Consider the following 21,664-nt stretch of genomic DNA (forward strand, 5'->3'; position numbering starts at 1 on the left):
CTCGATCGGACGAGCGGCCACGGCGTATTGACAGGGTCAGCGTATCAAGGCCTTCCTGATTCACGAATCGGAGCATCGATCGCTTCTGCAGATCCGCGATAGCCGGCCCGCCAGGGTCGGCGCCGATTTCCGGGCTATAATCGCAGGCTTCGCGGCTGTAGCTCAGCTGGATAGAGTACTTGGCTACGAACCAAGGGGTCGTGGGTTCGATTCCTGCCAGCCGCACCAGAATTTCGGTTCTAGAACACGGGTTAGACGTTCAGGCGTCTGGCCCGTTTTTCTTTGCGCGCGACCTTCGCGCCTACTTGGCGAACAGCATCTCGATGTTCGCGAAAGCCTTGATCTCGATCGCGTTGCCCGACGGATCGAGGAAGAACATCGTCGCCTGTTCGCCCGCTTCGCCCTGGAAGCGGATGTAGGGCTCGATGATGAACGCGATGCCGGCCGCCTTCAGCCGCTGCGCCATCGCATCCCAATCGGCGCGAGGAAGCACGATGCCCATGTGGCGCACCGGAACGCCCTTGCCGTCGACGTCGTTCTTCTGCGCGACACCGGCCTCTTCGGGCGAGAGGTGGGCCACGATCTGGTGGCCGTAGAAATTGAAGTCGATCCAGTCCGGGGAACTGCGGCCTTCGGGGCAGCCGAGGGTCTCGCCATAGAACCGGCGCGCGAGCGCGAGGTCGTGCACGGGAAAAGCGACATGGAACGGCGACAGCATCGCGGGGTTGGTGCGAAGGGCAAGCATGGGGTCTTCTGTGGGGTTGAGCAGGCCCGAACGATAGGCACTCCGATGCAATAAAAAAAGCAATTAATATTCTTGGTTCATACAAATTATTTTTGTATGAAACCCGAGAACGGAGGCTGACCCATGATCCGAGAACTGAAGACCCTGCTGGCGGTCGCGAGCGAGGGCACCTTCTCGGCCGCCGGCGACAAGATCGGGCTGACCCAGTCCGCCATCAGCGCCCAGATGCAGCGCCTCGAAGCCGAGGTGGGCCACGACCTCTTCGACCGCGCGGGCCGCACCGCCCGCCTCAACGACCGCGGGCACCAGATGGTCGGCCAGGCCGAGCAGTTGATCCGCATGTATGCGGACCTGTGTGCCGGCAATGAGGCGACGACGACCTCGTTCCGGTTCAGCATCGGCTCGATCGCCTCCGCGCAATCGCATCTGCTGCCCGAAGCGATCGCCAGGTTCCATCGGCAATTCCCGGAGGTCCGCACGCGGCTGGTGCCGGGCCTCTCGATGGACCTGGCCCATCTCGTCGACGCCGGCGAACTCGAGATGGCGATCGTCATCCGGCCGCCCTTCTCTCTGCACAGCGACCTCCGATGGACCACCCTGGCGCGGGAACCCTTCCGGCTCGTCGTGCCGCGGGACGCGCCGGACATCGGCTGGCGCGAGCTGCTGATGACGATCCCCTTCATCCGCTACGACCGCGCATCGCTGGCCGGCCGGCAGGTGGACCGGTTCCTGCGGCGCGAACACATCGCCGTGAAGGACGTCTGCGAGGCTGACGAACTCGATGCGCTGATCCGCCTGGTCGCGCTCGGCCTGGGCGCGTCACTGGTGCCGCAGACGATGCGCAACCGCCGCTGGCCCGCGGCGGTCCGCGTCATCGACCTCGGGGAGGACACCTTCCATCGCGACATCGGCCTGGTCCATCGCAGCAAGCGCAACATGAACGAAGCCTCGCGCGCGCTCGCGCAGCTGATCGCCGAGGCCTATGGCGCGGGGCCGCCGGAAACCCCCTCTTGAGTTGCCCCGCAACATCCCGACCTGCAGGGTCTACGGCCCACCGCGTTGCGCCATCGCGAGCGCTGCCGTAGCCTGCACTTCCCGTGGCCCTGCACTCGTTTCACCCCTCCGTCGCCCGCTGGTTCTCGCGAACCTTCCTCGGCCCCACCTCGGCCCAGGCCCAGGCGTGGCCGGCGATCCGCGCCGGGCGCGACACGCTGGTGGCAGCGCCCACGGGCTCGGGCAAGACGCTCACGGCCTTCCTCGCGGCGCTCGACGATCTGGTGCGCCGGGGCCTCGAGCCCGCCGGCCTGCCCGACGAGACCGCGGTCGTCTACGTCTCGCCGCTGAAGGCGCTGTCCAACGACATCCGCCTGAACCTCGATGCGCCGCTCGCCGGCATCCGCGCCGAGCTGGCGGCGCTGGGCCTGCCCGAGGTCGACATCCGCACCGCCGTGCGCACCGGCGACACGCCGCAGCGCGAGCGCCAGCAGAGCCTGCGCCGGCCGCCGCATGTGCTGGTGACCACGCCCGAGTCGCTCTACGTGCTGCTGGGCTCCGCCTCGGGCCGCAAGATGCTGTCGACGGTGCGCAGCGTGATCGTCGACGAGATCCACGCCATCGCCGCGAGCAAGCGCGGCAGCCACCTGGCGCTGTCGCTCGAGCGCCTGCAGGCGCTGTGCGCGGCACGGCCGGTGCGCATCGGCCTGTCGGCCACGCAGAAGCCCATCGACGAGGTGGCGCGCTTCCTGGTCGGCGCGGGCGCGCTGCGCGCCGACGGCACGGCCGATTGCGAGATCGTCGACATCGGCTATGCCAAGCAGCGCGACCTCGCGCTCGAGCTGCCGCCCACGCCGCTCGAGGCGGTGATGTCGGGCGACCAGTGGACGCAGGTCTATGCGCGCGTGGCCGAGCTCGTGTGGCTGCACAAGACCACGCTGGTGTTCGTCAACACGCGCCGCATGGCCGAGCGCGCGGCGCGGCACCTGGGCGACATCCTCGGCAAGGAGGCGGTGGCCGCGCACCACGGCAGCCTGTCGAAGGAGACGCGGCTGGCCGCCGAGCAGCGTCTCAAGCGCGGCGAGCTCAAGGTGCTCGTCGCCACGGCCTCGCTCGAGCTGGGCCTGGACATCGGCGACGTCGACCTCGTGTGCCAGCTCGGCTCGCCGCGCGCCATCGCCACCTTCCTGCAGCGCGCCGGGCGCTCGGGCCATGCGGTGGGCGGCGTGCCGAAGGCGCGGCTGTTCGCGCAGTCGCGCGACGAGCTGGTCGAATGCGCCGCCCTGCTCGACTGCATCCGCCGCGGCGAGCTCGACGCGCTGCGCGTGCTGCCGGCGCCGCTGGACGTGCTGGCGCAGCAGATCGTGGCCGAGACCGCCTGCCGCGAATGGAACGAGGACCAGCTGTTCGCCCTGGTACGTCGCGCCTGGCCCTATGCGCAGCTGTCGCAGGCGCGCTTCATGGAGGTGGTGCGCATGGTGTCCGAAGGCTTCGCCACGCGGCAGGGCCAGCGCGCGGGCTATGTGCACCGCGATGCCGTGCACCACCTGCTGCGCGAACGCAAGGGCGCGCGCATGACCGCGCTGACCTCCGGCGGCACCATCCCCGAGACCGGCGACTACACGGTCGTGCTGGAGCCGCAGGCCGACAAGATCGGCTCCGTCAACGAGGACTTCGCAGTCGAGAGCCTCGCGGGCGACGTGTTCCAGCTGGGCAACACCAGCTACCGCATCCTCAAGATCGAGCCGGGCCGCGTGCGGGTGGAGGACGCGCAGGGCGCGGCGCCCAACATCCCGTTCTGGCTCGGCGAGGCGCCGGGGCGCAGCGACGAGCTGTCGTTCGGCGTGTCGCGGCTGCGCGAGGAGGTGGCGCAGGCGCTCGCATCGGGCGGCCACGACGCGGCGATGGCGCTGCTGACGCGGACCGTCGGCCTCGACGACGAGGCCGCGCGCCAGATCGTCGCGCATCTCGCGCAGGCGCGCGCCGTGCTCGGTGACCTGCCCACGCAGCACACGCTCGTGATGGAGCGCTTCTTCGATGCCTCGGGCGGCATGCAGCTGGTGATCCACGCGCCCTTCGGCAGCCGGCTCAACCGCGCCTGGGGCCTGGCGCTGCGCAAGCGCTTCTGCCGCACCTTCAACTTCGAGCTGCAGGCCGCGGCGACCGAGGACGCGATCGTGCTGTCGCTGTCGACCAGCCACAGCTTCCCGCTCGACGAGGTGGCGCGCTACCTGCATTCGGCCTCGGCGCTGCACGTGCTGGTGCAGGCGCTGCTCGACGCGCCGCTGTTCGGCGTGCGCTGGCGCTGGAACGCCACCACCGCGCTCGCGCTGCCGCGCTTCACTGGCGGGCGCAAGGTGGCGCCGCAGCTGCAGCGCATGCGTTCCGAGGACCTGCTCGCGGCCGTCTTTCCCGACCAGGTCGCGTGCGCGGAGAACATCGTCGGCGAGCGCGAGATCCCCGAGCATCCGCTGGTCGCGCAGACGCTCGACGACTGCCTGCACGACGCGATGGACGCCGACGGCTGGCTCGCGCTGCTGCGGCGCATGGAGGCCGGCGCGGTGCGCGTGCTGGCGCTCGACCTGCCCGCGCCCTCGCCGCTCGCGCTCGAGGCGCTGAACGCGCGGCCCTATGCCTTCCTCGACGACGCGCCGCTGGAAGAACGCCGCACGCAGGCCGTGCAGAACCGGCGCTACACCGATCCGCAGAGCGCCGACGACGTCGGCCAGCTCGACGCGCAGGCCATCGCGAGCGTGCGCGAGGAGGCCTGGCCGCAACCGCGCAGTGCCGACGAGATGCACGAGGCACTCGGCATGCTCGGCGCCCTCAACGACGACGAGGTGGCCCGGCAGGCGGACTGGAAGAAATGGCTGGCGGCCCTGGCCAAGGCCGGCCGCGCGACGCGCCTGATCTTCGAAGGCAAGGGGCGCGCAGCGCGCGGCCTCTGGGTGACGGCCGAGCGACTGGGCCTGCTGCGCGCCGTGGCGCCCGATGCGCCGATGCAGCCCGCCATCGTCGCGCCCGACGACGCCGAGCAGCCCGCCGATCGCGACACCGCGCTGCGCGAACTGCTGCGCTCGCGCCTGGGCGGGCTCGGCCCCGTGACGGTCGCGCAGCTCGCCGAGTCGCTGTTCCTGCCGGCCGCGGATGTCGAAGGCGCCCTGCTCGCGCTGCAGGCCGAAGGCAGCGTGCTGCAGGGCCGCTTCACGCCCGGCGGCACCGAGCCCGAGTGGTGCGAGCGCCATCTGCTGGCACGCGTCCACCGCTACACGCTTGGCCGGCTGCGCCGCGAGATCGAACCGGTCGAGCCGCGCGACTTCGTGCGCTTCCTCTTCGAATGGCAGCACATCGGCGCGGGCTCGCGCGTGAGCGGCCCGGAGGCGCTGTCGGGCATCCTCTCGCAGCTCGAAGGCTATGAAGCACCCGCGCCGCTGTGGGAGGCCGAGCTGCTGCCCGCGCGCGTGAGCGACTACGCGGGCGCCTGGCTCGACGACCTGTGCACCGCCGGGCGCGTGCTGTGGACGCGGCTGCGGCCGACGGCCACCGAGGGGCGCAAGGGCGCGGGCAGCCTGTCGCTGCGCGCCACGCCGGTGGTGCTGCTGCCGCGCCGCAGTTCGGCGCTGTGGACCACGCTCGCGCCCGCGCCCGCCGACGACGACAACCTGGGCTCGCGCGCTTCACGCGTCGCCGCGCACCTGGCCCAGCATGGCGCCTGCTTCTTCGACGAGATCGCGCACGGCACCCGGCTGCTGCCGGTCGAGATCGAGGAGGCGCTGACCGAACTGGTCGCCAAGGGCCGCGCGCGCTGCGACAGCTACGCGGGCCTGCGTGCCCTGCTGGTGCCGGCCGCCAAGCGCGCCTCGGCCGACCTGCGGCGCCGGCGGCGCGCGCCCCTCTTCAGCATCGAGGACGCCGGGCGCTGGACCCTGGTGCGGCCGCCCGCCGCCGCCGACGCGCTGGCCGCCGGCTCCGCCGAGGCGATCGAGCAGGTGGTGCACGTGCTGCTGCGCCGCTATGGCGTCGTCTGCTGGCGGCTGCTCGAGCGCGAGGCCGCGTGGCTGCCGCCCTGGCGCGAGCTGGTGCGCGTGTGCCGCCGGCTCGAGGCACGCGGCGAGATCCGTGGCGGCCGCTTCATCGCCGGCGTGTCGGGCGAGCAGTTCGCCTTGCCCGAGGCGGTGGCATCGATGCGGCGCGTGCGCCGCGAGCCGGGCGACGGCGCGCTGATCGCGCTCGCGGCCAGCGATCCCGCCAATCTGCTGGGCACCGTCGTGAACGGCCCGAAGGTGCCGCGCGTCGCGGGCTCGCGCGTGCTGTATTGCGACGGCGTGCCGATCGCGACCAGCGTGGCGGGAGAGATCCGCCTGCTGGTCGAACTCGATGCCACGCGGGCGCAGGCGGCGCGGCGCGCGCTCTCGCTCGATCCGTCGTTGCGCAGCTACGAACTCGCCGCGCAGCCGGCGGCTTGAGCCCACGCCACGGCCTCAGCTGGCCTCGGCCCCGTGCCCGCCGCCGCGCGTCACGACCTCGACCGACTGCACGCCTTCCAGCGCCTCGAGCCGTCGCACGAAATTGCCGATGTCGGCCGAGGACACGCGCACCAGCTGCACCGTGATGTCGTCGAGCGCCCCGCCCGACCGCACCGCGACCAGGAAGCGCCGCAGCCGCGCGGGCTGCAGGTCGAGGCCCTGCTCGAGCGACTCCGGGCTCACCGCGCCGTGCGTCGCGACCACGCGCAGCCGGCAGCTCTGGCTGCGCGCGCGGTAGGCCTCTTCGAGCGGCTTGATGCCCGCGAGGATCACCAGGATGATCACGGTCGAGGCGGCCGCCGGAAAGTACAGCCCGCCGCCGACCGCGAGCCCGATCGCGGCCACGGTCCAGATGCTCGCGGCGGTCGTGAGCCCGCGCACGATCTCCCCGCGCGCGAGGATCGCGCCGGCGCCGAGGAAGCCGATGCCCGACACCACCTGCGCGGCCGCGCGCGACGGGTCGAGCACCACGTGCTCGCCGCGCAGGCTGTCCGCGAAGCCGTAGGCCGACACCAGCATGAAGAGGCAGGCGCCCACGCTCACCAGCATGTGCGTGCGGATGCCCGCGGCCCACAGCAGCCGCTCGCGCTCCAGGCCGACCAGGCTGCCGAGCGCGGCGGCGACGAAGAGACGCAGCAGCGTCTCGCCATGGGACAGAAGAACGTTGCCGTGCAGCATGGACAGGCTCGGCGTCATTCGGTGAAGTTGTCCTTGATCAGGTCCACCACGTCCGACGATCGTCCGCCGAGCACCGCCTTGGCGGAGTACAGCATCGTGCCCGCGACCTGGCTGAACTCCACCTTCGGCGGCATCACCAGCTCCGTGCGGTTGACCTTCACGTCGAGCAGCGCCGGCCCGGGATGGGCGAGGAAGGCGCGCACGGCATCGGGCAGCTGCTCGGCGCGCTCCACCTTCTGTCCGTAGAAGCCGATCACTTCCGCTAGCCGCGCGAAGTCGGGGTTCAGCAGGTCGGTGTAGTTGTCGAGCAGCCCTTCGACCTTCTGCTCGAGCTCCACGAAATTCAGGCTCGCGTTGTTGTAGACCACCACCTTGATCGGCAGCTTCTCCTGCACGGCCGTCATCAGGTCGCCCAGCAGCATCGCGATGCCGCCATCGCCCGACAGCGAGATCACCTGCCGCCCGGGAAAGGCCTTCTGCGCGCCCAGCGCCTGCGGCATGGCGTTGGCCATGGTGCCGTGCAGCAGGCTCACGAGCGTGCGGCGGCGGCCGTTCATCGTGAGGTGGCGCAGCGACCACACCATCGGGCTGCCGCCATCGGCGGTGAAGACGGCGTCGTCGGCCGCCAGTTCGTCGATCACGCGCGTGAGGTGCTGCGGATGGATCAGCCCCGCCTTGCCGGGCCGCTCGTCGCGGCGCAGCGTCTCCAGCGAGGCCTTGCGATGGCGCAGGCAGTCGTCGAGAAAGCTTCGGTCGGCACGTTCCTCGAGCAGGGGGATCAGCGCCTCGATCGTGTGCGCGATGTCGCCCACCAGCCCCAGCGCCACCGGATGGCGCCGCCCGAGATGGCTGCCGTCGACGTCGATCTGCAGGATGGTCGCCTTGGCCGGATAGAACTGGCTCCAGGCGAAGTCGGCGCCCAGCAGCAGCAGCGTGTCGCACTCCTGCAGCGCGCGGTAGCCCGACTCCACGCCGAAGATGCCGGTCATGCCCATGTTGAAGGGGTTGTCGTACTCCACGAAATCCTTGGCGCGCGAGGTGTGGGCGATCGGCGCCTTCAGGCACTGGCCCAGCGCCAGCAGCATCTCGTGCGCGCCCTCGCAGCCATGGCCGGCATAGATCGCGATCTTCTTTCCCTGGCCCAGCAGCGCCGCCAGCCGCGCGAGCTCGGCATCGTTGGGCCGGATCACGGGCGCGGCGCGGTGCACCGAGAAGCCGAGCCCCTCCTTCACCTCGGTCTGCGCGATGTCGCTCGGCAGGATGACGACCGCCACGCCGCGGCGCGACAACGCCGCCTGCGCGGCCAGCGCCACCACGCGCTGCGCCTGCTCGGCCGACTCCACCTGTTCGCAGAAGACGCTGCAGCCCGCATACAGCGACTTGAAGTCCACCTCCTGCGGAAACTCCATGCCCAGCTCGGCCGTCACGATCTGGCTCGCGATCAGCACCACCGGCGCGCGGTTGCGGTTCGACTCGAAGACGCCGTTGATGAAGTGCAGTCCGCCCGGCCCGCATGAGCCCGCGCACAGGCTCAGCTCGCCCGTCAGGTACGACTCCGCGCCGGCGGCGAAGGCGGCCGCTTCCTCGTGGCGCACATGCACCCATTCGATCTCGCTGCGGCGGATCGCGTCGGTCACGTGGTTCAGCGTGTCGCCGACGATCCCGTAGCAACGTCTGGCGCCGGCCTTCTGCAGGGTTTCGATGACGAGGTCGGCGACTTTCTTGTGGGCCATGCGGAGCTTCCTTTGCGACAAAGAGAAGAGGCTACGCACCCGCCTCGCGCGGCCCGTGGGCAGCGGTCGAAACCATGGGTAGGATTTCGCCGCGCAGGCAGAATGCGCCAAACATCCGCAAAGCCCGACGGCGGCAAGCACCCGCCCCGTCGCGAGACGACCCACCCGATGCAATCGACCGGAACCCTGCGCGGCATCGCCGCGATGCTGCTGGCCTGCGCCTTCTTCGGCTGCATGGACGCGCTGCTCAAGACCCTGGCCGGCCACTATCCGCCGGCGCAGGTGATGGCGCTGCGCGGCCTGACGGCGCTGCCCCTGGTCTGCCTCTACGTCGCGTGGCGCCGCGAGGCGGCCGGGGTCTTCAACCGCCGGTTGCGCTGGCGCCTGCACCTGCTGCGCGCCGCGCTGAACATGGCGATGCTCATGCTCTTCGTCCATGGCCTCAAGACGCTGGGTCTGGCCGAGGCCTACACGCTGACCTTCATCGCGCCGCTGCTGATGGTGCTGATCGCCGTGCCGATGCTCGGCGAATCGATCCACGCGCGGCACTGGGTCGCCATCGGGCTGGGCTTCGCGGGCGTGGTGATCGCGCTGCGGCCCGAGCAAGGCGCCTTCCTCTCGATGGGCGCGATCGCGATCCTGGTCGCCGCGGTCTGCTATGCGCTGTCGAACATGCTGGGCCGGCTCATCAGCCGCACCGAACCGAGCGCCGCGCTGGTGTTCTGGACCACGGCCGGCATGGCGGTGGGCGGCAGCCTGCTGGCGGCGCCGCAATGGGTGCCGATCCGTGCCGAGCACGCGTGGATGCTCGCGGGCCTGGCCCTCAGCGGCTTCCTCGGGCAACTGGCGATCGCCGAGGCCTTCCGCCATGGCCAGGCCGCCGCCATCGCGCCCTTCGAATACAGCGCGCTGGCCTGGGCATTGCTGCTCGACTGGCTGTTCTGGCAGGCCGTGCCCGATGCCTGGACCCTGGGCGGCGGCGCGCTGATCGTCGCGAGCGGCCTGTGGCTGGCGCGCAGCGAGGCGGCCAGATCGGCCCGCGGCAAGCGGCAGCCGGCCGCCCCCGCGACGCGCTCGTCCTCATGAGCGCGCCGGCAGCACGACGCCCGAAGCCTCCCGCGCACGGTGGCCGGCGATCCGGCGGCCGGCCATGTGCGAGGTGAAGATCGCGAGCATGAAGACCGCCACGCTCAGCAGGCTCAGCCAGTGGGCGCCGAGCAGATGGATGCCCACGGCACCGAGGATGCCGGCGGTCGTCACACCGAGGTAGGTCGCCGCGGTATTGAGGCCGAGCAGCACCGGCGCGATGGGCGGCGCGATATTGACCAGCCGATACTGCTGCGGCCCCTGGATGCCCCACCCTGTCGCCCCCCAGATCGCAACGGCCACGACGGCGGGCCATAGCGAGGCGCTGGTCCAGGGCAGGAAGGCCATGTCCACCGCCTGCGCCAGCAGCACCACGAACATGACCTTCGTCGGACTGGTCCTGTCGAGCACGCGCGCCAGCGCGATGTTGGTGAGCGTGCCGCTCGCGCCCCAGACCACCAGCAGCGCGCCGAACACGAGGGCATTGGACAGCACGCGATCGAACACCACCGAGAAGTAGACGTAGACCAGGAAATTGCCCGCCATGCCCAGGTAGGTGGTCAGCAGGGTCCAGCCGATGCGCGAATCCTTCAGCGGCGCCAGCCGCGCCATGAGGCCGATCCTCGGCGCCAGCGGCACCCGCTCGAGCAGCACCAGGATGCCCAGCCCCGCCGCAAGCCCCACGGCCGAGACGAAGTACATCGTCCAGCGCCAGTCGCCGAGTCCGCCGAGCACCGTGCCGATCGGCGAGCCCAGCGCCGTGGCCGCCGTCAGGCCCGCGACGATCACGGCGATCGCCTGGCCGCGGCGGTTCGGTTCGACGATGCTCGCGCCCGTCCCGGTCGCGGTCGGCGAGTACATGGCCGCGCCCAGTCCGGCGAACACGCGCGATGCCAGCGCGACCGCGAAGCTGGGCGCGAGCGCGGTCGCCAGGTTCGCGAGCACGAAGATGCCCAGCCCCGCCAGCATCAGCTGCTTGCGCGGCACGTTGCCCGCGACGGCGGCGATGGTCGGCGCCAGCAGCGCATAGGCGATCGCATAGAGCGTCGTCAATTGGCCGGCCACCGCGATGTCGACGTCGAAGCTGTGCGCCAGCTGCGGCAGGATGCCGGCCATCACGAAGGTGTCCGTGCCGAGCGCGAACATCCCGAGGGCCAGTACCAGCAGTCGCTTGTCCATGGCTTTTCCCTCAGCGCGATGCAACGAAGAGCCGCTGCACTTCGGCGAAGGGCTTGGCGCCGGCCGACAGCGGATCGGAATGCCCGGTCTCGAGGAAGTCCCTGGCGGCGCGCTCGGCCTGCCCCCACACCAGCTGCGGGATCGCGGAGCCCGCGCTGAGCCGCCGCACGCCGAGCTTGTAGAGCGCCGCCGCACCGGGCAGGCCGCCCCAGGCCATGAGGTTCAGCGGCAGCCGCGTGGCGAGGGCGACGTCCTCGATCTCCGTCGGCTCGCGCAGGCCCGGCACGAACAGGCTGTCGGCGCCCGCCGCGGAGTACAGCGCCGCGCGCCGGATGCTTTCCTCCACGCGCTCCGGAGGCTCGGCGAGCCCCGCGAGGAAGACGTCGGTGCGCGCGTTCACGAACAGGTCGGCGTTCGTCCGGCGCAGGAAGGTTCCGATCGCCTCGATCTTGGCCGCCAGGAGCTCCGGCGCGTCGCGCCCGTCCTCGATGTTGATGCCGGTCACCCCGAGGTCGAGCAGGCGCCGCACGAGCTCGACGACGGCCTTCGGGTCGTCCGAGTAGCCGTTCTCGATGTCGACCGACAGCGGCACCGTGAGCACCCGCGCGATGCGGGCGACCGCGCCCACGGCTTCGTCGACCGGCAGCGCCCGGCCGTCCGCATGGCCCAGCGACCAGGCGAGTCCCGCGCTGGTGGTTGCGATGGCCGTGGCACCGGCGCTCTCGAACAGCCGGGCCGAGACCGCGTCCCAGGCATTGGGCAGCAGCAGCGGCGTGGCGGCATGGTGAAGCTGGCGGAAATGCGCGGCCGTGTTTCTGGCCGTGGCGAGGTGGTTGGAAGTCAATGCGTGCTCCTGGAGTGGGCCCCTCGCGGGGTGACAGGCATCGATCTTCGTCATAAACTGCGATGGCGTTAAGGTCAGGTTTCCGTCTTTTTGCGCCATCGGCGCGGCAATGCTCCATCAGCAGCGAGGTGTCGGATGATTCGTGTCGGCGTGGTGATCTATCCCGGTTTTCAGCTGCTCACCCTGGCGGTGGTCTCGGTGTTCGAGTACGCCAACATGTCGCTGGCCGAGCCGCTGTATGTCCACACCCTGCTGTCCGAGCACGGCGGGCCCGTCCGCTCCTCGTGCGGCGTGGAGGTCGGCACGGTGCCGTTCGGCAACGCGCGCTACGACACCGTGCTGGTGGTCGGCGATACCGTGGTGACCGAGGGCTCGCCCGCCATGCTGGCCTTCCTGCGCAAGTCGGCGCGCCGCGCGCGGCGCATGGGCGCGGCCTGCACCGGCGCCTTCAACCTCGCGCAGGCCGGGCTGCTCGACGGCAGGCGCGCGACCACGCACTGGGCCCATGTGGTCAAGATGCGGCGCCATCACCCGGAGGTGCTGCTCGAGGAGGACAGCATCTTCGTGCAGGACGGCAGCGTCTGGACCTCGGCCGGCGCCACCGCCTGCATCGACCTCGGCCTGGCCCTGGTCGAGGAGGATTGCGGCCCCGAGGTCGCCAAGCTGGTGGCGAAGCGCATGGTCGTGTACCACCGTCGCACCGGCGGCCAGTCGCAGCATTCCGCGCTGCTCGAGCTGCGCCCGCGCACCGATCGCATCCAGAAGGCACTCAGCTATGCCAGGAGCCACCTGACGAACGAGCTCTCGCTCGAGGAGCTCGCCGAGGCCGCGAGCCTCAGCCCGCGCCAGTTCGGCCGCGTGTTCAGGGAGGAGACCGGGCAGACGCCCGCCAAGGCGGTCGAGCGGCTGCGCACCGAGACGGCGCGGCTGATGATCGAGTCGCAGCTGCTGCCGATCGAGACCGTGGCGCGCGACACCGGCTTCGGCGATCCCGACCGCATGCGCCGGGCGTTCCTGCGGGCCTACGGGCAGCCGCCGCAGGTCATCCGGCGGGCCAATCGGTCGGTGGCGCGGCGCGCTTGAGCGTCAGCCGGATGGGCCCGCCGGGGCTCATCGCATCGACCACGACGCCACCGCGGGTCGCCTCGATCTGGCCGTGCCGCGCGAGCCGCTGCGCCACCTGTCGCACCCGCGGCATCAGCGCACGCCAGCCGTGGTCGTCGCCCTTCAGCGCCCGGGCCACTTCGGAGGGACAGATGCTCGCGCCCGGACGACGGGCATCGAGAAGCCGAAGGATCTGCGCCTCGATGTCGGCATCGGGCGTCGGATCGATTTTCACCATGGGTTCGAGATCTTCCCCGGCCCCGCGAGGCCTGGCTGACCAGGCGCCTCGTCGGTGGCAGCACCCGACGGCCGGACCCGGCGTGCTTTCCTGACCGGCATGTCCTCGAGCAGCGAGGGCTGCTGCCGACGAGCGCGCACGAGCGCCGAAAGCCCTTCGGCCGTCACCTCCAGGACGACCGCGCGCGCGATCGAAAGCTCGCCCGTGCGCTTGCGCGTCGGCGGGTCGAAGCGTGCCTTCACGAGGCCCGCCGCGTCCAGGCCGAGCAGGTGCTCGATCTCGTCGCTGGATGTGGATTCGGCCGGCAGGCACCGCTGCCAGAACGAGGCCAGCAGCTTCATGCTGACGAGCACGCGTGTTTCGCGCTCGGTGAAAGTCTTTCGCGGCATGGATGGCTGCCTCCCCGAATGAGAAGAAGAAACTGGCCCCCTGCGGCAGATTCTGGGAAGCACGCCATCACCCGGTCGTAGGCGCACATCGGCTGTGCGCCTCGTCCGAGCGCCTGCGGGTGGATGGCCGGGGCTCCCGCGCGCGCGGCTTGCGGCATTCCTGCGTGGCGATGCGCCTAAACCCTACGCGCCGCGACGGGGCCCGACCCGAGTGTGATGACTCCCACGACACCCAACAGGAGCGATCCATGACCACCAAACGCGCCGAACCCGATGCCTGCAGCCTGCTCGATACCGACCACAAGAACGTGAAGAAGCTCTTCACGGCCTACGACCAGCTCGCCGGCTCCAAGGCCGCGAGCGCGACCGAAAAGAAGCGCCAGCTGGCCCAGCAGATCTGCGCCGAGCTGACCGCGCACACCCAGATCGAGGAAGAGATCTTCTACCCCGCGTTGCGCGAGGCCCTGAAGGAAACCGACCTGCTCGACGAAGCCGAGGTGGAGCACGCCAGCGCCAAGGACCTGATCGCCCAGATCCAGGACGCCGAGGAGATCGACGAGATGTTCGATGCCAAGGTCAAGGTGCTCGGTGAGTACATCGACCACCACGTGAAGGAAGAGCGCAACGAGATGTTCCCCAAGGCCCGCGCGGCCAAGGGCCTGGACCTCGTGACCATGCGCGAGCTGCTGGCCGCGCGCAAGGAAGAGCTGATGGCCGAACAGACGGCCACGGCGTGACCCGCGGCACTCCCCGCCCCGAGCCCGCTGCCGCGGGCTTTTTCTCGTGGGGCCGGCCCCGGCGCCCGAATGCTCGCGAGCGTCGGCGCGCCACGACGAGCTGGCGCGGCGGGCACCTACACGCCGCCCTCGGCACGAGCCCCACCGTAGGTATCGATCAGTCAATCAACCCCCAGGAGTCACACCATGTCCACCGCATCCATCACCAATGACGAAGTCCTGTCGATCCTCGACGACCTGCTCGAGAACTCGCGCGACGGCGAATACGGATTCCGCGCCTGCGCCGACGAAGTGGAGGACACGCAGGTCAAGCAGGTCTTCGAGAACCGCGCGGTCCAGTGCGCCACGGCGGCCGAGGAGCTGGCGACCCTGATCCGCTCGCTCGGCGGCGAAGTCGACAAGGGCGGCAGCGTCAGCGGCGCGCTGCACCGCGGCTGGGTCCATGTGAAGGGCACGCTCGGTGCGGACAGCGCCCTGTCGATGCTCGAGGAATGCGAACGCGGCGAGGATTCGGCCGTGGCGCGCTACCGCAAGGCGCTGAAGAACGACCTGCCCGCCGAAGTGCTCGCCGTCGTGCAGCGCCAGGCCGATGGCGCCCAGCGAAACCACGACCAGATCCGCGACCTGCGCGACCAGTACAAGGCCAAGGGCTGAACATGAGCACGCGCAAGCCCATGTCGCCCGTGAACATCGAGCAGAACCGCGAGGTCGGCATCGATACGCCGCTGGACGGCAGCCGCATGGGCCGCGAGGCCGACAAGGCCTCGGGCGATCCGGGCGAGCGCGGACACGATGCCCCCGCGCCCGACGCCGAGCGCGCGAGGCGGCCCGCGCAAACCCGACGCAACGGCGAGAAGGCCTAGACATTCCACAGGAGGTCCCATGGCAGACGATCCCAAGAAGACCGCGCTCGATCGCAAGCTCATCGCGCTGCACGAACCCCATGAGGTCCGCTCGTGGACCGAGAGCCTGGGCTGCAGCGAGACCCAGCTGCGCGATGCGGTGAAGGCCGTCGGCAACTCGGCCGACGAGGTTCGCCAGTACCTGGCCGAGAAACTCAAATGAACCGGCTTCGGCGAATCGCCGTATTCGTCGAGGAAGTCGGGGCCGGAAACTATCACTGGGTGCTGCACGAGCAAGGCGACGACGCCTCCGAATGGATCGAGCTGTCCGCCAGCCCGATGGCCTACGACCTGTGGCTCGACGCCTTCGAGGACGGCTGCGCGGAGCTCGTGCGCATGGTGCCCGACGAGCGCGCCGGGCCGCGAGCCACCGGCGAGGACGACGAGGACGAGGATGCACCGCCCGTCGGTCCCATCGACGGACCGGATTGAGCCGAAGCGTCGCCCCCGCGATGGCTTCACACGTCTGAACAGGAACATTCCATGACCCAACCCAACATCACGGGCAGCGGAGACGGCACGCGCCCCACTACCAGCGGCGGCGTCGACAACATCGGCGGCGGCGAACGCTTCTCGACCCGACGCACGGCCGCGGGCGAGGAAGTGGCGTCGCCCGCGCCCAGGGAACGCATGCAGGACAAGCGAAAGAACGTCGAGAACACGAAGCGCGACGATTCGGCCGCCTTCGGATTGCACGAGGACCTCGCGCAGCAGCCCAATCCCGGTCCGGGCCAGCGCTGAATGCGCGGCGTCCCGGGACCGAGCGCTGCTGCCTGCCGCGCTGCAGGAGCTGCATGCATGACCTGCCGATATCTCGCCGAACGGGCTGGAGCACGATGTGAACGACGCGAGCAAAGTTGAGCCCTACGACCACCCGGCCGGTGGCTGGGGCTCGCTGAAGGCGGTGGGCACCATCCTGCTGCGCGAGCACATTCCCATCCTGGGCGCACAGGCCCTGCTCAAGCAGAACAAGCCCGATGGCTTCGCCTGCGTGAGCTGTGCCTGGGCCAAGCCCGGCCATCCGCGCACGGCCGAGTTCTGCGAGAACGGCGCCAAGGCCACGGCCTGGGAGCTCACGGCCAAGCGCATGCCGCCGGCGTTCTTCGAACAGCACACGGTCGAGCAACTGCTCGGCTGGAGCGACCACGAACTCGAGGCCGGGGGACGGCTCACGCGGCCGATGCGCTGGGATGCCGCGAGCGACCGCTACCTCGAGGTCTCGTGGGACGACGCACTCGCCGAGATCGGCGCCGAATTGCGCGCGCTGCGGCACGAGGATCCGGCCTCGGTGGTGTTCTATGCCTCGGGCCGCGCCTCGCTCGAGACCAGCTATCTCTACCAGCTGCTGGCGCGGCTGTATGGCAACAACAACCTGCCCGACAGTTCGAACATGTGCCACGAGACCACCTCGGTGGCGCTGCCCGAGACCATCGGCGTGCCCGTGGGCACGGTGCGGCTCGACGACTTCGAGCAGTGCGACGCGATCTTCATCTTCGGCCACAACACCGGCGTGAGCAGCCCGCGCATGCTGCACCAGCTGCAGGAAGCCCGCCAGCGCGGCGCGAAGATCGTCACCTTCAATCCGCTGCGCGAACCCGGGCTGGTGCACTTCGCCAACCCGCAGTCGCCCCTGCAGATGCTCACGCCCGCCGAGACGCAGGTCAGCACCCAGTACCTGCAGGTGCGCAACGGCGGCGACCTCGCGGCGCTCGCGGGCCTGTGCAAGGCGCTGGTGGCGGCCGACGATGCGGCGCTCGCGGCCGGCGCACCGCGCGTGCTCGATGCCGACTTCCTCGCCGCGCACACCGAGGGCTTCGAGGATTTCGCGGCCTGGCTGCGCGAGGTCTCGTGGACCACGATCGCCGCCGAATCGGGCCTGTCGCGCGAGGCGCTGGAACAGGCGGCCGCCACCTTCGCCGAGTCGCGCGCCGTGATCGGCATCTACGGCATGGGCCTGACCCAGCATGTGGAAGGGGTCGCGAACGTGCAGATGGTGTCGAACCTGCTGCTGCTCGGCGGTCACATCGGGCGCCCTGGCGCGGGCATCTGCCCGGTGCGCGGCCATTCGAACGTGCAGGGGCAGCGCACCGTGGGCATCACCGAGAAGCCCGAGCTCGCGCCGCTCGACGCGATGGCGAAGCTCTACCGCTTCGAGCCGCCGCGCGAGAAGGGCCTCAACACGGTGGAGGCCTGCCGCGGCGTGCTCGACGGCTCGGTGCGCGCCTTCGTCGCGCTCGGCGGCAACTTCACGCGCGCCGTGCCCGACACCGACCGCATCGAGCCCGCATGGAAGAAGCTGCGCCTCACGGTCAACATCGCCACCAAGCTCAACCGCAGCCACCTGGTGCATGGCGAGCTGTCGTACCTGCTGCCCTGCCTGGGCCGCATCGAGATCGATCGCCAGGCCGGCGGCGAGCAGTCGGTGTCGGTCGAGGACTCCACCGGCGTGATGCATGCGTCGCGCGGCATGGCCGAGCCCGCGGCCGACACGCTGCGTTCCGAGGTCGCGATCGTCGCGGGCATCGCGCTCGCGACCCTGCCGCCGAACCCGGCCGTGCCCTGGGAGGCCTGGACCGAGAACTACGCGCGCATCCGCGAGCACATCGCGCAGGTGCTGCCCGAGGTGTTCCACGATTTCAATGCGCGGCTGGAAGACCCGGCGGGCTTTCCGCGGCCGCTGCCAGCGCGCGAGCGCGTGTGGAAGACGAAGAACGGCAAGGCCAACTTCAAGGGCTACGGCCTGCCGCGCGAGGGTGAAGCGCCTTCGTCGCCGGTGCTGCGGCTCATGACCCTGCGCAGCGACGACCAGTTCAACACCTCCATCTACAGCCTCGACGACCGCTTCCGCGGCATCCACGGCACGCGCCAGGTGCTGCTGATGAACGCGCGTGACATGGCCCGGCTGTCGCTGGCCGAGGGCGACCTGGTCGATGTGAACGCCGAGGGTTTCGAGGACGCCGAGCGCCGGGTGGCGGGCCTGCGCGTCACCCCTTACGACCTGCCCGAAGGCTGCGTGGGCGGCTACTACCCCGAGTGCAATCCGCTGATTCCGCTGGAGCACTTCGCGCGCCAGAGCATGGTGCCGGCGGCGAAGGCGATTCCCGTGCGCGTCGCGCGCGCAGCACTTGCCTGACGGTCCTCAGGGCCCGGATCGGGCGTTCACCTCGGCCTCGGCATCCAGCCAGTCCTGCTCGGGGTTGCCCTCGGTCTCGCCGCGGCGCTCGTAGGCGGCATAGGCGGCTTCGCGGATCGCCTGTTCCCGGTCGCCCTCGCCCGTTTGCTTCGGCGCGGCGCCGTCCAGACCTTCGGTGATCGAATCGACCGGAGGATTCGCGCCGCCCGCCGGCGCGACCAGGGTCTGGTCGTCGCCATTCTTCGAACTTGCCATCTGAGGCTCCTTGCAGTGTGGTTGGGTTCGATGGACGGTAGGCCGGCCAGTCGGCGGCGCCGTCTCTTCTTGGCGATCGATTTCGTAGGATCAGGTCGTACCGCGCCGACATGCCGCGACGCTGCGCGAGCCACCGGCGAAGGCGCACTCCTGCAAGTGGATGCGCGCGCGGATGTCGTGGGCAGGCCGTCCTCGAACGCAGGCTGCGACGGATCGCAGGAGCACTCCCCCTATGTCAGACATTCAGCCCGCCCTACGCCCGCACCCACCCGAGGACGAGGACGGCCCCGTGGGCGGCATGCCCAACACCGCCACCGTCGCCTATGCCGGCAGGTCGCTCTGGCTCGCGCGCTTCGATCGCTTCGCCAGCCGCGTCACGCGCTGGGCCGGCACGCCGACCGCGTTCTGCGTCGCCCTGATGGCGGTGGCCGCCTGGGCGCTGTGCGGTCCGCTGTTCAAGTTCTCGGAGAACTGGCAGCTCGTGATCAACACCGGCACCACGATCGTGACCTTCCTCATGGTGTTCCTGATCCAGCAGAGCCAGAACAAGGACAGCGTGGCCGTGCACCTCAAGCTCGACGAACTGCTCGCCACCAGCCAGCGTGCGAGCAACCGCATGATCGGCATCGAGGCGCTCGACGAGCAGGAGCTGCAGCGCGTGGCCGCGTTCTATGCGCGGCTCGCCGAGCGCGCCAAGGCCGGCAACCTGACCTCCGAGGCGGCGCAGAAAGTGGCGATGGGCCGGGACATGGCCAAGTGCGAGGACCGATCCGAGCCCGCGTCGGCCGACACGCGCCTGCGCACCGGGCCCGCCAACGCGCCCTCCTGAGGGCACCCCTTTTCCTTCCCTTGACATGCACAGAGGACCAGCCATGACCGATCCCCGCGAAGCAGGCCCCCGGCCGCCCTTCTCGACCTCCCAGCAGACGCCGCCCGGCCTCGAATCGGAGATGTCGCCGCGCCCCGACTTCGGCGAGAGTTCCTACGTGGGCGCCGGCAAGCTGCTCGGCAAGGCCGCGCTGATCACGGGCGGCGACAGCGGCATCGGCCGCGCCGTCGCGCTGGCCTTCGCGCGCGAGGGCGCGGACGTGGTGATCTCCTACCTGGCCGAGGAGGAATCCGATGCGCAGGTCACCCTGGGCCTGGTCGAAGCCGCCGGACGCCGTTGCGTGCTCGCGCCCGGCGACATCCGCGAGGAGGCGCAATGCCAGGCCCTCGTGGCCACCACGCTCGAGCACTTCGGGCGCATCGACGTGCTGGTGAACAACGCCGCTTTCCAGATGTCGCACAAGTCGCTCGAGCAGATCAGCGCCGAGGAGTTCGACCGCACCTTCCGCACCAACGTCTACGCGAACTTCTACCTCTGCAAGGCCGCGGTGCCCCATATGAAGCCCGGCAGCTCGATCATCAGCACCGCCTCGGTCAATGCCGACAAGCCCAATGCCACGCTGGTGGCCTATGCCGCGACCAAGGGCGCGATCCAGAACCTCTCGGGTGGCATGGCGCAACTGCTCGCCGACAAGGGCATCCGCGTGAACTGCGTGGCACCGGGGCCCTTCTGGACCCCGCTGATCCCCTCGACCCTGCCGGCCGGCAATGTCCGGGAGTTCGGCACGCAGACGCCGATGAAGCGCCCGGGCCAGCCGCGCGAGCTGCAGGCGGTCTATGTGCTGCTGGCCTCCGACGAAGGCAGCTACATCTCGGGCGCGACGATTCCCGTGACCGGCGGCGTGCCCTTTCTGTGAACCGCGGGCTGAAGCGCATCGGTTAAAATCCGCCCTGGGTGGCATGCCGTTTCGGGCATTCCAGGATTTGCGCAGGTCGGGCCGCCTCGCGGCTTCGCCTCGTCGAGGAATCCCATGTCCCCCACCCCGATCCAGTGGATCGCCGCGGCCATCTTTGCCGTCGCCCTGCTCCACACCTTCAGCGCCAGGCAGTTCGAGCGCCTCTCCCACCGCTATCCACGCCACGCCGGCCTGTTCCATCTGCTCGGTGAAGTCGAGGTGGTGTTCGGCTTCTGGGCCATCGTGCTGGTGGCGTCGATGGCGCTGCTCGCCGGCGGCGGCACCGCGCTCGACTATGCCGAGTCGCGCAACTACACCGAACCGCTGTTCGTCTTCGTCGTGATGGTGATCGCGGCCTCGCGTCCCGTGCTGCGCACGGCGATGTCGCTGGTCGACGCGCTCGCGCGCATCGCGCCCGTGCCCACGCCGCTGGCGAGCGCATGGCTGGGCCTCGCGGCGGTGCCGCTGCTCGGCTCGCTGATCACCGAGCCCGCCGCCATGACCATCGCCGCGCTGATGCTCGCGCCGCAGATCTTCCGGACGCGCGTGCCGGAGGCGGTGAAGTACCTGGCGCTGGGCGTGCTGTTCGTCAACATCTCGATCGGCGGCACGCTGACCTCCTATGCCGCGCCGCCGGTGCTGATGGTGGCGACCACCTGGCAATGGGACAGCGCCTTCATGCTCGCGAGCTTCGGTTGGAAGGCCGCGCTCGCGGTGCTGCTGAACGCCACCGTCGCGACCTGGGTGCTGCGCAGGCATCTGCAGCCCGCGGTGGACGACGCGGGCGCGGCGCCCGAAGCGCGCGTTCCGCTGCCGGTGGTCGCGGTGCACCTGGGCCTGCTCGCCGGCGTGGTGCTGTTCGCCCACCATCCCGTGGTGTTCCTCGGCCTGTTCCTGATGTTCCTCGGCTTCACCCAGGCCTACGAGCGCCATCAGAGCCCGCTGATCGTGAAGGAGGCGCTGCTGGTCGGCTTCTTCCTCGCGGGCCTGGTGGTGCTGGGCGGCATGCAGCAGTGGTGGCTGCAGCCCATCGTCTCGGCGCTCGCGCCGGTCGCGCTGTTCCTCGGCGCGCTGGGCCTCACCGCCGTCACCGACAACGCCGCCCTCACCTACCTGGGCTCGCTGATCGTCGGCATCTCGGACGAATCGAAGTACATGCTGGTGGCGGGCGCCGTGGCCGGGGGCGGCCTGACGGTGATCGCCAACGCGCCCAATCCCGCGGGCGTGGTGCTGCTCAGGCGCGGCTTCGCCGACGAGACCATCGGCGCGGGCGGCCTGCTGCTCGGTGCGCTGGGGCCCACCGCCGTGGCGGCGGCGGCGTTCCTGTTCCTGTGAGCC

General features: G+C 70.3%; 22 protein-coding genes and 1 tRNA gene. 15 read left to right on the forward strand and 8 right to left on the reverse strand.

All coding sequences use genetic code 11. The features are described from left to right. Nucleotides 1-151 precede the first annotated feature (151 nt). Nucleotides 152-228: transfer RNA gene (locus INQ48_41565), tRNA-Arg, on the forward strand. Between the two features lie 73 nt (nucleotides 229-301). Here INQ48_41565 and INQ48_41570 read toward each other — a convergent pair. Next, the gene (locus INQ48_41570) at nucleotides 302-745 is read right to left on the reverse strand and encodes a VOC family protein (protein ID QRF61850.1); all 444 of its coding nucleotides are present in this window, start codon (nucleotides 743-745) and stop codon (nucleotides 302-304) included. Between the two features lie 123 nt (nucleotides 746-868). Between INQ48_41570 and INQ48_41575 the strand changes: the two genes are divergently transcribed. After that, nucleotides 869-1,759, forward strand: coding sequence for a LysR family transcriptional regulator (locus INQ48_41575; GenBank protein QRF61851.1), 891 nt, complete (start codon nucleotides 869-871; stop codon nucleotides 1,757-1,759). Between the two features lie 83 nt (nucleotides 1,760-1,842). Continuing rightward, nucleotides 1,843-6,204 (forward strand): DEAD/DEAH box helicase, encoded by a 4,362-nt coding sequence (locus INQ48_41580; GenBank protein ID QRF61852.1) that lies wholly within the window; start codon nucleotides 1,843-1,845, stop codon nucleotides 6,202-6,204. 15 nt (nucleotides 6,205-6,219) lie between these two features. Here INQ48_41580 and INQ48_41585 read toward each other — a convergent pair whose 3' ends face one another. Together INQ48_41585 and INQ48_41590 are read right to left on the reverse strand one after the other, a co-directional pair. Further along, complete coding sequence (locus INQ48_41585) at nucleotides 6,220-6,960, reverse strand: MgtC/SapB family protein (protein QRF61853.1); 741 nt, start codon at nucleotides 6,958-6,960, stop codon at nucleotides 6,220-6,222. Next, nucleotides 6,957-8,675: a ubiquinone-dependent pyruvate dehydrogenase gene (locus INQ48_41590; GenBank protein QRF61854.1), complete on the reverse strand. Its 1,719-nt coding sequence runs from the start codon at nucleotides 8,673-8,675 to the stop codon at nucleotides 6,957-6,959. The genes INQ48_41585 and INQ48_41590 overlap by 4 nt, the downstream gene beginning before the upstream one ends. Nucleotides 8,676-8,843: 168 nt before the next feature. On the opposite strand from INQ48_41590, the gene INQ48_41595 reads away from it, so the two are divergent. Next, on the forward strand, nucleotides 8,844-9,761 hold the full coding sequence (locus tag INQ48_41595) for a DMT family transporter (GenBank protein ID QRF61855.1): 918 nt from the start codon (nucleotides 8,844-8,846) through the stop codon (nucleotides 9,759-9,761). On the opposite strand, the gene INQ48_41600 is transcribed toward INQ48_41595, so the two are convergent. Both INQ48_41600 and INQ48_41605 read right to left on the reverse strand, forming a co-directional pair. Continuing rightward, entirely contained in the window at nucleotides 9,756-10,940 is a 1,185-nt protein-coding gene (locus INQ48_41600) for an MFS transporter (GenBank protein ID QRF61856.1), read from the reverse strand. The two genes, INQ48_41595 and INQ48_41600, sit on opposite strands and share 6 nt — an antisense overlap. A gap of 10 nt (nucleotides 10,941-10,950) precedes the next feature. Then, complete coding sequence (locus tag INQ48_41605; protein QRF61857.1) at nucleotides 10,951-11,838, reverse strand: isocitrate lyase/phosphoenolpyruvate mutase family protein; 888 nt, start codon at nucleotides 11,836-11,838, stop codon at nucleotides 10,951-10,953. An 81-nt stretch (nucleotides 11,839-11,919) separates the two neighbouring features. Here INQ48_41605 and INQ48_41610 point away from each other — a divergent pair, with 81 nt between their 5' ends. Then, nucleotides 11,920-12,867, forward strand: coding sequence for a GlxA family transcriptional regulator (locus INQ48_41610; GenBank protein ID QRF61858.1), 948 nt, complete (start codon nucleotides 11,920-11,922; stop codon nucleotides 12,865-12,867). Here INQ48_41610 and INQ48_41615 read toward each other — a convergent pair. Together INQ48_41615 and INQ48_41620 are read right to left on the reverse strand one after the other, a co-directional pair. Next, a complete protein-coding gene (locus INQ48_41615) occupies nucleotides 12,827-13,126 on the reverse strand; it encodes a DUF3253 domain-containing protein (GenBank protein ID QRF61859.1) in 300 nt (99 codons plus the stop codon). The genes INQ48_41610 and INQ48_41615 overlap by 41 nt on opposite strands. After that, a complete protein-coding gene (locus INQ48_41620) occupies nucleotides 13,120-13,515 on the reverse strand; it encodes a hypothetical protein (protein ID QRF61860.1) in 396 nt (131 codons plus the stop codon). The genes INQ48_41615 and INQ48_41620 overlap by 7 nt, the downstream gene beginning before the upstream one ends. A gap of 248 nt (nucleotides 13,516-13,763) precedes the next feature. Between INQ48_41620 and INQ48_41625 the strand changes: the two genes are divergently transcribed. The 7 genes from INQ48_41625 to INQ48_41655 all read left to right on the forward strand — a co-directional run bounded on the left by INQ48_41625 (nucleotide 13,764) and on the right by INQ48_41655 (nucleotide 18,287). Then, a complete protein-coding gene (locus INQ48_41625) occupies nucleotides 13,764-14,252 on the forward strand; it encodes a hemerythrin domain-containing protein (protein ID QRF61861.1) in 489 nt (162 codons plus the stop codon). 186 nt (nucleotides 14,253-14,438) lie between these two features. Continuing rightward, nucleotides 14,439-14,906 (forward strand): PA2169 family four-helix-bundle protein, encoded by a 468-nt coding sequence (locus INQ48_41630; GenBank protein QRF61862.1) that lies wholly within the window; start codon nucleotides 14,439-14,441, stop codon nucleotides 14,904-14,906. A gap of 2 nt (nucleotides 14,907-14,908) precedes the next feature. Next, entirely contained in the window at nucleotides 14,909-15,115 is a 207-nt protein-coding gene (locus tag INQ48_41635) for a hypothetical protein (protein ID QRF61863.1), read from the forward strand. 19 nt (nucleotides 15,116-15,134) lie between these two features. Next, nucleotides 15,135-15,317 carry a DUF3606 domain-containing protein gene (locus INQ48_41640; protein ID QRF61864.1) on the forward strand — a complete coding sequence of 61 codons (183 nt, stop codon included), beginning with the start codon at nucleotides 15,135-15,137 and terminating at the stop codon, nucleotides 15,315-15,317. Continuing rightward, nucleotides 15,314-15,586, forward strand: coding sequence for a hypothetical protein (locus tag INQ48_41645; GenBank protein ID QRF61865.1), 273 nt, complete (start codon nucleotides 15,314-15,316; stop codon nucleotides 15,584-15,586). The genes INQ48_41640 and INQ48_41645 overlap by 4 nt, the downstream gene beginning before the upstream one ends. A gap of 51 nt (nucleotides 15,587-15,637) precedes the next feature. Continuing rightward, the gene (locus tag INQ48_41650; protein QRF61866.1) at nucleotides 15,638-15,895 is read left to right on the forward strand and encodes a hypothetical protein; all 258 of its coding nucleotides are present in this window, start codon (nucleotides 15,638-15,640) and stop codon (nucleotides 15,893-15,895) included. Between the two features lie 85 nt (nucleotides 15,896-15,980). Further along, nucleotides 15,981-18,287 carry an FdhF/YdeP family oxidoreductase gene (locus INQ48_41655; GenBank protein QRF63195.1) on the forward strand — a complete coding sequence of 769 codons (2,307 nt, stop codon included), beginning with the start codon at nucleotides 15,981-15,983 and terminating at the stop codon, nucleotides 18,285-18,287. Between the two features lie 6 nt (nucleotides 18,288-18,293). Here the strand turns inward: INQ48_41655 and INQ48_41660 are convergent, their stop codons facing one another. Further along, nucleotides 18,294-18,542, reverse strand: coding sequence for a DUF2934 domain-containing protein (locus INQ48_41660; GenBank protein QRF61867.1), 249 nt, complete (start codon nucleotides 18,540-18,542; stop codon nucleotides 18,294-18,296). A 298-nt stretch (nucleotides 18,543-18,840) separates the two neighbouring features. Between INQ48_41660 and INQ48_41665 the strand changes: the two genes are divergently transcribed. The 3 genes from INQ48_41665 (at nucleotide 18,841) to INQ48_41675 (ending at nucleotide 21,661) form a co-directional block, all read left to right on the forward strand. Further along, on the forward strand, nucleotides 18,841-19,371 hold the full coding sequence (locus INQ48_41665) for a low affinity iron permease family protein (GenBank protein ID QRF63196.1): 531 nt from the start codon (nucleotides 18,841-18,843) through the stop codon (nucleotides 19,369-19,371). A 43-nt stretch (nucleotides 19,372-19,414) separates the two neighbouring features. After that, on the forward strand, nucleotides 19,415-20,287 hold the full coding sequence (locus INQ48_41670) for an SDR family oxidoreductase (protein QRF61868.1): 873 nt from the start codon (nucleotides 19,415-19,417) through the stop codon (nucleotides 20,285-20,287). Nucleotides 20,288-20,401: 114 nt separating this feature from the next. Continuing rightward, the gene (locus tag INQ48_41675) at nucleotides 20,402-21,661 is read left to right on the forward strand and encodes a putative Na+/H+ antiporter (GenBank protein ID QRF61869.1); all 1,260 of its coding nucleotides are present in this window, start codon (nucleotides 20,402-20,404) and stop codon (nucleotides 21,659-21,661) included. Nucleotides 21,662-21,664: the final 3 nt, after the last annotated feature.

The organism is Variovorax paradoxus (assembly GCA_016806145.1).
In the GTDB taxonomy this organism is placed as follows: Bacteria; Pseudomonadota; Gammaproteobacteria; order Burkholderiales; family Burkholderiaceae_C; genus Variovorax.

Coding starts and splice junctions, on each gene's coding strand:
- INQ48_41660 (QRF61867.1), bottom strand. CDS start 18,542: ATGGCAAGTTCGAAGAATGGCGACGACCAGACCCTGGTCGCGCCGGCG.
- INQ48_41670 (QRF61868.1), top strand. CDS start 19,415: ATGACCGATCCCCGCGAAGCAGGCCCCCGGCCGCCCTTCTCGACCTCC.
- INQ48_41640 (QRF61864.1), top strand. CDS start 15,135: ATGGCAGACGATCCCAAGAAGACCGCGCTCGATCGCAAGCTCATCGCG.
- INQ48_41630 (QRF61862.1), top strand. CDS start 14,439: ATGTCCACCGCATCCATCACCAATGACGAAGTCCTGTCGATCCTCGAC.
- INQ48_41675 (QRF61869.1), top strand. CDS start 20,402: ATGTCCCCCACCCCGATCCAGTGGATCGCCGCGGCCATCTTTGCCGTC.
- INQ48_41615 (QRF61859.1), bottom strand. CDS start 13,126: ATGGTGAAAATCGATCCGACGCCCGATGCCGACATCGAGGCGCAGATC.
- INQ48_41650 (QRF61866.1), top strand. CDS start 15,638: ATGACCCAACCCAACATCACGGGCAGCGGAGACGGCACGCGCCCCACT.
- INQ48_41645 (QRF61865.1), top strand. CDS start 15,314: ATGAACCGGCTTCGGCGAATCGCCGTATTCGTCGAGGAAGTCGGGGCC.
- INQ48_41635 (QRF61863.1), top strand. CDS start 14,909: ATGAGCACGCGCAAGCCCATGTCGCCCGTGAACATCGAGCAGAACCGC.
- INQ48_41590 (QRF61854.1), bottom strand. CDS start 8,675: ATGGCCCACAAGAAAGTCGCCGACCTCGTCATCGAAACCCTGCAGAAG.
- INQ48_41570 (QRF61850.1), bottom strand. CDS start 745: ATGCTTGCCCTTCGCACCAACCCCGCGATGCTGTCGCCGTTCCATGTC.
- INQ48_41575 (QRF61851.1), top strand. CDS start 869: ATGATCCGAGAACTGAAGACCCTGCTGGCGGTCGCGAGCGAGGGCACC.
- INQ48_41610 (QRF61858.1), top strand. CDS start 11,920: ATGATTCGTGTCGGCGTGGTGATCTATCCCGGTTTTCAGCTGCTCACC.
- INQ48_41620 (QRF61860.1), bottom strand. CDS start 13,515: ATGCCGCGAAAGACTTTCACCGAGCGCGAAACACGCGTGCTCGTCAGC.
- INQ48_41665 (QRF63196.1), top strand. CDS start 18,841: ATGCCCAACACCGCCACCGTCGCCTATGCCGGCAGGTCGCTCTGGCTC.
- INQ48_41625 (QRF61861.1), top strand. CDS start 13,764: ATGACCACCAAACGCGCCGAACCCGATGCCTGCAGCCTGCTCGATACC.
- INQ48_41595 (QRF61855.1), top strand. CDS start 8,844: ATGCAATCGACCGGAACCCTGCGCGGCATCGCCGCGATGCTGCTGGCC.
- INQ48_41605 (QRF61857.1), bottom strand. CDS start 11,838: ATGACGAAGATCGATGCCTGTCACCCCGCGAGGGGCCCACTCCAGGAG.
- INQ48_41600 (QRF61856.1), bottom strand. CDS start 10,940: ATGGACAAGCGACTGCTGGTACTGGCCCTCGGGATGTTCGCGCTCGGC.
- INQ48_41585 (QRF61853.1), bottom strand. CDS start 6,960: ATGACGCCGAGCCTGTCCATGCTGCACGGCAACGTTCTTCTGTCCCAT.